The following is a 7,724-nucleotide window of genomic DNA, read 5'->3' as shown; positions in this document are numbered from 1 at the left end:
GGAACGCGGCCCACCCCGCCTGGCCGTCCGCGAAGTCCGCGATCTGCTCGGGAGACTCCGCCACGATCCCGAGGCCGGAAACCGCGTCCCACGTCACCAGACGGTCGAATCGGCTCGGAGCGCGATCGGCGACGGCGGCGTCGGCCGAGGTCGCGAGGAAGCAGAGCACCAGAGTGGACATGGCGATGGAATGAAATCGGCGCACGTTGCCCCCATCCGCCGGTCCCCCCCGGCGCATCGGGAGTATCCGGGCAAAGGGGCGGAGCGGCAACCGATATACTCGGCGCCCGCCGATGAAAACGACCCCCCAGGCCGTGGCCGCCGCCCTCGTCGCCGTATTTGCGGTGGTGCTGGTCCGGACGGCATGGGTCTCCGACGACGCGTTCATCACCCTTCGGGTCGTCGACAACGCGGTCCACGGCTTCGGGCTCCGGTGGAACGTGGCCGAGCGCGTGCAGGTCTACACGCATCCCCTCTGGATGCTCCTCCTGCTCCCGTTCTACGCGATCACGCGGGAGCCGTTCTTCACGACCCTCGCGCTCGGCATGGCGTGTTCGCTGGCGGCGGTCGGTTCGATCGCGTGGCGGTGGCGACGGGAGCCCTGGACCGCGGCGGCGGTCCTCGTTCCCCTGATCGCCTCGCGTGCCTACGTCGATTACTCGACGTCGGGGCTCGAGAACCCGCTCACCCATCTCCTGCTGGTCGCGTTCGTGTGCGCGCGGTTCGCCGACGACCGGCGGTTGCTCCTCTCGAGCGCGCTCGCGGCGGGGATCGCCCTGAACCGCCCCGACGCGATCCTCCTGGTCGCACCGGCGCTCGGCTGGGAGGCGTGGCGACGCGGGGCGCGCCGGGCGTGGCGGGAGGTCGCGATCGGGTTCCTGCCTCTGATCGCGTGGACCCTCTTCGCGATCGTCTACTACGGGATTCCGTATCCGAACACCGCGCTCGCCAAGCTCGCGACCGGGATCCCCGCCGGGGAGCTCGCCGTGCAGGGGCTTCGGTACCTCGCGGAATCGATGCGCCACGATCCCGCGACCCTGGCCGCAACCGCGGCCGCCGGCGCGGCGGCGTTCCTGTGGGGCGGAACCCGGGAGCGACTGCTCGCGGCGGGTGCGTCGCTCTATCTCGCCTACACGGTGAAGGTCGGCGGCGACTTCATGAGCGGGCGCTTCCTCGCGGCGCCCCTGCTGACCGCGCTCCTCGCGGGGGCGCCCGCCGCGGCGAAACTCCGCTGGGGGCGCGCGGCGCTGGCCGCCGCCGCCCTGGTCCTGTCGTTCGCGGGGCCGTTCCCGAACCTCCTTTCGGGTCCGTCGATCGCGACGCATCGCAGCGGCGTGCTCGATCCCTCGGGGATCGCCGACGAAAGGCGGTTCTACTTCGCCTTCCAGGGCTGGCTCAACGGAGCGAACGACGACGAGCGGCCGCTCGCCTCCGCCACGCGCGCGGCCCGCTCGTGGCGGGCGTCGAACGCGGCGCTCGCCGTCACGCCGAACGTGGGGGTCCGCGGGTATTACGGCGGCCCTCACGTACACCTCGTGGACCTCAATGCGTTGACCGACCCCCTCCTCGCGCGGATGCCGATGGTGGCGCGGGACCCCTCGTACGCCGGGGTCCGCCGCTCGTTCGGGTTGACCGGTCCGTCGCCGGCGTGGCGGATCGGCCATTTCGTGCGCTCGGTCCCCGCGGGATACCTCGCGACCGTGCTCACCGGCGAGAACCGCATCGACGATCCCGAGATCCGCGCCCTGTGGGATCGCGTGGCGAAGGTGACGCGGGGTCCGGTCTGGAGCGCGGAGAGGCTCGGGATCGTCGTCGGATGGCTCGTCGGAGGGGGGCGACTGGATCGCGAGCGCACGGTGTGGACGCCGATCGCGTGGGACGAGGCGATCGCCGCCCGTCCCGGCGACGCGGCGCTGAGGTACGGCCGCGCCACCGCGACGCTCGAGACGACGGCCGTGGAGGCCGCGCTCGGGCTCGCTCCGGACAACGTCGAGATCCTCGCCCTTGCCGTGCGTGCGCGGGCCTCCGCCGGCGACCTCGCCGCTGCGGTGTCGCTCGCCCGGCGAGCGGTCGAGCTCGCGCCGCGCGATCCGGAGCTCCGATCGATCCACGCGGCGATGCTCGGCGCGACCGGCGACCTGCAAGGGGCGATCGCCGAGTACCGCCGGGCGATGGACGGTGACCCGGTCTACGCGGCGGCCGCGAGGGTCGGAATCGGACGGTGCCTCCTGGCGCTGGGGGACGCCGCGAGCGGAGCGACGTGGCTGCGCGAAGCGGTCGCGTCGGACCCCGGAAACGCGGATTGGAGGACGCTGCTGGAGCAGGCGGAGCGGGCGGTGCGCCGGTGAACGACGCGGCCGCCACGCGCGCGAGGCTCGCCGTGTGCGCGGCGGCCGCTTTGTTCTCCACCGGCGGCGCGGCGATCAAGTACGCCGGCTTCACCGGCTGGCAGGTCGCGAGCTTCCGGTCGGGGGTCGCCGCGCTCGCCGTCCTGCTCTTCCTCCCGGAGGCCCGTCGGGGCTGGACGCGGGCCACGGCGATCGTTGCGGTCGGTTACGCCGCGACCCTGACCCTGTTCGTCCTCTCGAACAAGCTGACGACCTCCGCGAACGCGATCTACCTCCAGTCCACCGCACCGCTTTATCTCGTCCTGCTCGCGCCGTGGCTGCTCCACGAGCGCCCGCACCGCCGCGATCTCGCCTTCATGCTCGCCCTCGCCTGCGGGCTCGCGTTGTTCTTCCTGGGAGAGGAGCCCACGCGCGCGACCGCCCCCGACCCGATGCGCGGCAACCTCCTGGCCATCGCGAGCGGGGTCGCGTGGGCGTTCACGGTCACCGGACTTCGCTGGATGGGGAAGGCGGAGGGGGATCGCCCGGGGGCTGCGGCCGGGGCGGTCGCCGCCGGGAACCTCCTGGCATTCGCGGTCGGCCTTCCCTTCGCGCTCCCGGTGGCGGCGGTCGGTGCGGGGGATGTCGCCGCGATCGTCTACCTCGGCGTCTTCCAGATCGGGCTGGCGTACGTCTGCCTGACGCGTGGATTGCGGCGCGTTCCCGCCCTCGAGGCCTCGCTGCTCCTCACGATCGAGCCGGTCCTGAACCCCGTCTGGGCATGGATCGTCCACGGTGAGATGCCGTCGTCGTTCGCGATTGCGGGGGGGGCGCTGATCCTCGCCGCCACGGTGGCGCACAGCGTTGCGGCGTCGCGGGGAATACCCCGACGCGACCCCGGAGCCTGAGGGGATGAAAACTCCGGGGACGCGACCGAGGGGGTCGGACGACCCACGCCTACCAGAGGCAAGATCCCGGCCAGCGGTCACCCTCGCGAAAGTCGCCTGTTGGCGTGCTTCCCCCCCCCACAGGGGTGTAATTCGGATACGGTCGGAACTTCAGTCGTTCTGTTCCTTCCGGCCGCGCGCATCCTCATCGGGGACGAAGAACGAGAGGACGAAGCTCACGAACCCGACGACGAGTGCTCCGAGAAAGGCCGCGACGAACCCGTCCACGCGGAATCCGAGGCCGAGCGCGTGCGAGAGCGCCCCGGTCAGCCAGAGCATCAGCGCGTTGATGACGAAGATGAACAGGCCGATCGTCACGATCAGGATCGGAATGCTGAATAATTTAAGGATCGGCCGGACGATCGTGTTCAGGACGCCGAAGACCAGCGCGACGAGCAGGATGTTCAGCCAGCCCCCCTCGTAGGCGATTCCGGGCACGAAGCGCGTGGCGGCGTAGAGAGCCAGGGCGTTGATCGCGAGTCTTAGCAACCAGCGCATGACGATCCTCCCGTGCCGCCCACTCTACGTCGAAGGGGTCGAGTCTTCACCTGTGCGTTTTCCCGGGGGAGCGGGCTATCCTCCGGAGGACTCGCGCGAGACGCAACGGTGAAGACGTGACTCCTTCGAGGCCCCGATGAAATTCGACACCCTCGCGGTGCACTGCGCTCCCGTGGACGAGGCGACCGGCGCGGTCGCCCCGCCGATCCACTTGGCGACCACCTTCGCCCGCGATCACGCCTACGCGCTGCGAGGGAGCTACAGCTACATCCGCGAGGCGAATCCGACTCAACTGGCGGCGGAGGAGGCGCTGGCCCTGCTCGAGGGAGGTGCGCGCGCGCTCGTCCATGCATCGGGGATGGCCGCGGGGGTGGCGGTGCTCCAGACGTTGCCGCCGGGAAGCCACGTCGTGCTCCCGGAGGACGTCTACTACGGCGTGCGCGTCGCCCTCCGCGATCACCTCGTCAAGCAGGGGATTACCGCAACACACGCGGCGATGGAGGACGTCGACGCGATCCGCCGCGCGATGCGTCCCGAGACCCGCGTCGTGTGGATCGAGACTCCGTCGAACCCTCAGATGAAGGTCACCGACCTCGATGCCGCGATCGCGATCGCCCGGGAGGCCGGCGCGCTCGCCCTCGTCGACAACACCTTCGCGACCCCCGCGCTCCAGCGGCCGATCGACCTCGGCGCGGACGTCGTGCTGCACGCTTCGACCAAGTACTTCGGCGGGCACAGCGACGTGCAAGGGGGGGTGCTCGTCTTCCGGGAGGACGGCGAGCTGGCGAAGAAGGTCGAGGCGGTCCGGCACGACCTGGGGGCGGTCGCCTCCCCGTTCAATACGTGGCTCGTGATGCGAGGGATCCGGACCCTCGGCCTCAGGGTCGAGCGGCACAGCGCCAATGCGATGGCGATCGCGCGCGCCCTCGAGGGGCACCCCAAGGTCGGCGCCGTCCATTACCCGGGGCTCGAGTCGCATCCGGGGCATGCGGTGGCGAAGCGTCAGATGCGGGCCTTCGGAGGGATGTTGTCGTTCCGCGTGCGTGCGGGCCGTGAGGACGCGGTCCGGGTCGCGAGCTCGACGAAACTCTTCGTCCCCGCCACATCGCTCGGTGGCGTCGAGAGCCTGATCGAACACCGACACACCGCCGAAGGCCCGGGCTCGACCGCTCCCGAGGATCTCCTGCGCCTTTCCGTCGGCATCGAAGACCCCGCCGATCTGATCGACGACCTTCTCGCGGCTTTGTAACAAAAAGGGGCCTGACCCCTTTTAGGCGCCCTTGACGCGGAAGCCGCGGCTGCGAAGCAGGTCGGCGACCTTCGCGATGTGGTCCCCCTGCAGTTCGAGGGCGAAGCAGGCGGTCCCCTCGGGGGTCCTCGACGCACGCAACGCCCCCCCTCCGCCGCAGGCCTTCTTCAGCGCGGACAGCAGCGTGGCGGCGTCGACCTTCGCTCCCAGGAGGCCGTCGGCGACCGTGACGGTCTTCCCTCCGCGCCCGGCCTTCTCGATCCGCATCCGGATCGTCTGCTGCTCGGGCGGGATGGGGACCGTCGGTTTCGCGGGCTCGGTGGACCAGACGAGCTTGGCCAAGCGTCAGTCCTTGAGGACGAAGGTCACCCGCAGCGTCACGCGGTATTCCACGACCTTCCCCTTTTCGACGAGGACCTTCTGGTCCTTCACCCACGCTCCCTTGATCCCGCTCAGGGTCTTCGCCGCGCGGGAGATCCCGGTCTTGATCGCGTCGTCGAAACCTTTGTCGGAGGACGAGATGATCTCGGTCACCTTGGCGACGGACATGGGCACACCTCCTTAGGCGGGATCCCTGAAACCGATCCTCGCGTGACTGCCATCGCAATACGGCTTGCGCATCGACCCTCCGCACCGGCACAGGGCGACGCGATCCTGCTCGCAGACGAGCGTGCCGTCGTGGGCCTCGATCCGCACGGGGCCGGAGACGACGAGCGGTCCGTTCTTGCGGACCTCGACGACGACCTGGGTCGTCGTGGGCTCCGCGGGAGACTCCGGAGCGTGAAGCGTGTAGCGCAGCGCTCCCGACGGGCAACGGCGGACCACCTCCGCCACCTTCTCGGGGGAAGCGAGCTCGGGACGGATCCAGCGCGGGCGGTTCACGTCGAAGACGTTCGGTTCTCCGCGAAGGCACTCGGCGCTGTGGATGCAGATGTTCGGGTCGAAGGTGACCGTGATCGAGTCGGTCCGGTACACCTGGATGCGTTTGCTCATGCGGCGGCCCTCGAAGGTTGCGGGCAGCCTACTTCCGCTCGTATTTCCTGTCGAGATGGGTTCGCAGCGCCTTGTTCATCGCCCGGGCGACCCGCTTGGTCTCCGCCTGCGCGGCGCGGTCGATCTTGGTTTCCTGGAACCGCTGCTCGGCCGCGAGCTTGCGGAAGCTCTCGAGGCGCGCCCCGTCGAGGACTCCCGCTTCGACCGCCGCCGTCACGGCGCACCCGGGCTCGGCGTCGTGCCGGCAATCGCCGAACCGGCAGCCGTCGGCGAGCGCGTCGATGTCGCCGAAGGTCTCCTCGATCCCGTCCGCGGCGTCCCAGATCTGCAGCTCGCGCATGCCGGGGGTGTCGACGAGCAGTCCTCCGCCGGGCATCCGGATCAGCTCGCGCTGGGTCGTCGTGTGGCGGCCCTTCCCCCACACGCCGACCTCGGCCACCTTCTGACGTGCCTCGCCCAGGAGGGCGTTGATCAGCGTCGATTTGCCGACCCCCGACGACCCGACGAACGCCACGGTGTGACCGTGCCCGAGGTAGGGGCGCAACGCGTCGAGATTGTCGGAGTTCTTCCCCGAGACGCGGTGGATCGGGACCCCCACGGCGGCCGAGGCGACGGCGGTCGCGGTCGCCTCGGGGGTCTCGTCGAGGTCGCTCTTCGTCACGACCACGACCGGCTGGGCTCCCGATTCCCACGCGAGGGCGAGGTACCGCTCGAGGCGTCGCAGGTTGAGGTCGCGTCCGACCGCGGTGATCACGAACGCCGTGTCGACGTTGGCCGCGACGACCTGCGCTTCCTGGTTTCGGCCGGGGGCCTTGCGCACGAACTGCGAATAACGGGGGAGGACGGCTTCGATGCGGGCGCGTCCGGAGCCCGTCGGCGGCGTCATCGCCACCCAGTCGCCGGCGGCGGGGAGGGCGATCGGCCCTTCGGGAGCGCGACGGAGGCGACCGGCGACGGTCGCCTCCACCTCGCCTCCTTCGACGAAGACCCAGCAGACGCCGCGATGGGGGATGGTCACCCGCCCGGGGATCTTCCCCTCCGACGCGAAAGGAGCGAACGCCTCCGCGAAGACGGGGTTCCAGCCGAGGTCCGCGAGGCGGTACTCCACTCAGATCGACCCTTCGACCATCGGCGGGGTCACCGCGAACACGTCGCTCTCGCCGGTGCGGATGCGGTACACGTGCTCCACGGGCACGACGAAGATCTTCCCGTCGCCGACCTCGCCGGTCCGAGCCGTGCGCAGGATCGCCTGCACCGTGATGTCGACGAACGGCTCCGACACGCCGATCTCGAGGCGGACCTTCTCGTGCAGCTCCATCTTCGCCGTGGTGCCGCGATAGTTGGTGACGGTGACGACCTCGCCGCCGTGTCCCTGCGCGCGGGTGATGGTGAGCCCCCGCACGTCGGCCTTGAAGAGCGCCTCGAGGACGTCGTTGAGCTTCTCCGGGCGGATGATGGCGACGATGAGCTTCACTTGGCGCCTCCGTCGTCCAGGACGAGGATCGCGCCCTCGCCCGAGGTGTAGGCCTCCTCGCCGTGCTCCTGGACGTCGAGTCCGATCGCCTCCTCGCGGGCGGTGGGCCGCAGCGGGATCGCGAACGAGACGACCTTCAGGAGCACGAGCGAGGCGATGCCGCTGTACACGACCGTCGCCAGCACGCCGGCCCCCTGGATGGCGACCTGTTTGAGGCTCCCCGCGAAGATCCCCTC

At 70.3% G+C, this 7,724-nt stretch carries 11 protein-coding genes; 3 read left to right on the top strand and 8 right to left on the bottom strand.

What is annotated here, in order from left to right; genetic code table 11:
* A partial coding sequence (locus VF139_06380) for a hypothetical protein (GenBank protein HEX6851016.1) occupies positions 1 to 181 on the bottom strand: 181 nt, incomplete at its 3' end.
* A gap of 112 nt (positions 182 to 293) precedes the next feature.
* Between VF139_06380 and VF139_06375 the strand changes: the two genes are divergently transcribed.
* Positions 294 to 2,348: a tetratricopeptide repeat protein gene (locus tag VF139_06375; GenBank protein HEX6851015.1), complete on the top strand. Its 2,055-nt coding sequence runs from the start codon at positions 294 to 296 to the stop codon at positions 2,346 to 2,348.
* A complete protein-coding gene (locus VF139_06370; protein ID HEX6851014.1) occupies positions 2,345 to 3,235 on the top strand; it encodes a DMT family transporter in 891 nt (296 codons plus the stop codon). Before VF139_06375 ends, VF139_06370 begins: the two co-directional genes overlap by 4 nt.
* 150 nt (positions 3,236 to 3,385) lie before the next feature.
* Here the strand turns inward: VF139_06370 and VF139_06365 are convergent, their stop codons facing one another.
* Positions 3,386 to 3,772, bottom strand: a complete 387-nt coding sequence (locus VF139_06365; GenBank protein ID HEX6851013.1) for a phage holin family protein — start codon at positions 3,770 to 3,772, stop codon at positions 3,386 to 3,388.
* A gap of 136 nt (positions 3,773 to 3,908) precedes the next feature.
* On the opposite strand from VF139_06365, the gene VF139_06360 reads away from it, so the two are divergent.
* Positions 3,909 to 5,021: an aminotransferase class I/II-fold pyridoxal phosphate-dependent enzyme gene (locus tag VF139_06360; protein ID HEX6851012.1), complete on the top strand. Its 1,113-nt coding sequence runs from the start codon at positions 3,909 to 3,911 to the stop codon at positions 5,019 to 5,021.
* A gap of 21 nt (positions 5,022 to 5,042) precedes the next feature.
* On the opposite strand, the gene VF139_06355 is transcribed toward VF139_06360, so the two are convergent.
* From VF139_06355 to VF139_06330, 6 genes are all read right to left on the bottom strand, one after another.
* Positions 5,043 to 5,363 (bottom strand): translation initiation factor, encoded by a 321-nt coding sequence (locus tag VF139_06355; GenBank protein ID HEX6851011.1) that lies wholly within the window; start codon positions 5,361 to 5,363, stop codon positions 5,043 to 5,045.
* Positions 5,364 to 5,366: 3 nt separating this feature from the next.
* Positions 5,367 to 5,570: a dodecin family protein gene (locus VF139_06350; protein HEX6851010.1), complete on the bottom strand. Its 204-nt coding sequence runs from the start codon at positions 5,568 to 5,570 to the stop codon at positions 5,367 to 5,369.
* A 12-nt stretch (positions 5,571 to 5,582) separates the two neighbouring features.
* A complete protein-coding gene (locus tag VF139_06345) occupies positions 5,583 to 6,014 on the bottom strand; it encodes a (4Fe-4S)-binding protein (GenBank protein ID HEX6851009.1) in 432 nt (143 codons plus the stop codon).
* Positions 6,015 to 6,042: 28 nt separating this feature from the next.
* Positions 6,043 to 7,122: a ribosome small subunit-dependent GTPase A gene (gene rsgA, locus VF139_06340; protein ID HEX6851008.1), complete on the bottom strand. Its 1,080-nt coding sequence runs from the start codon at positions 7,120 to 7,122 to the stop codon at positions 6,043 to 6,045.
* The gene (locus VF139_06335) at positions 7,123 to 7,488 is read right to left on the bottom strand and encodes a P-II family nitrogen regulator (protein ID HEX6851007.1); all 366 of its coding nucleotides are present in this window, start codon (positions 7,486 to 7,488) and stop codon (positions 7,123 to 7,125) included.
* Positions 7,485 to 7,724: hypothetical protein (locus VF139_06330; protein HEX6851006.1), on the bottom strand; the 240-nt coding region annotated here is incomplete at its 5' end. The genes VF139_06335 and VF139_06330, both read right to left, overlap by 4 nt.

This window comes from Candidatus Polarisedimenticolaceae bacterium (assembly GCA_036376135.1).
In the GTDB taxonomy this organism is placed as follows: Bacteria; Acidobacteriota; Polarisedimenticolia; order Polarisedimenticolales; family DASRJG01; genus DASVAW01.
This window is presented reverse-complemented; position numbering and strand designations above follow the sequence as displayed.

Bases quoted from the DNA above. Each gene is read 5' to 3' on its own strand.
- VF139_06375 (HEX6851015.1), top strand. From the start codon at position 294: ATGAAAACGACCCCCCAGGCCGTGGCCGCCGCCCTCGTCGCCGTATTT.
- VF139_06365 (HEX6851013.1), bottom strand. From the start codon at position 3,772: ATGCGCTGGTTGCTAAGACTCGCGATCAACGCCCTGGCTCTCTACGCC.
- VF139_06345 (HEX6851009.1), bottom strand. From the start codon at position 6,014: ATGAGCAAACGCATCCAGGTGTACCGGACCGACTCGATCACGGTCACC.
- VF139_06360 (HEX6851012.1), top strand. From the start codon at position 3,909: ATGAAATTCGACACCCTCGCGGTGCACTGCGCTCCCGTGGACGAGGCG.
- VF139_06350 (HEX6851010.1), bottom strand. From the start codon at position 5,570: ATGTCCGTCGCCAAGGTGACCGAGATCATCTCGTCCTCCGACAAAGGT.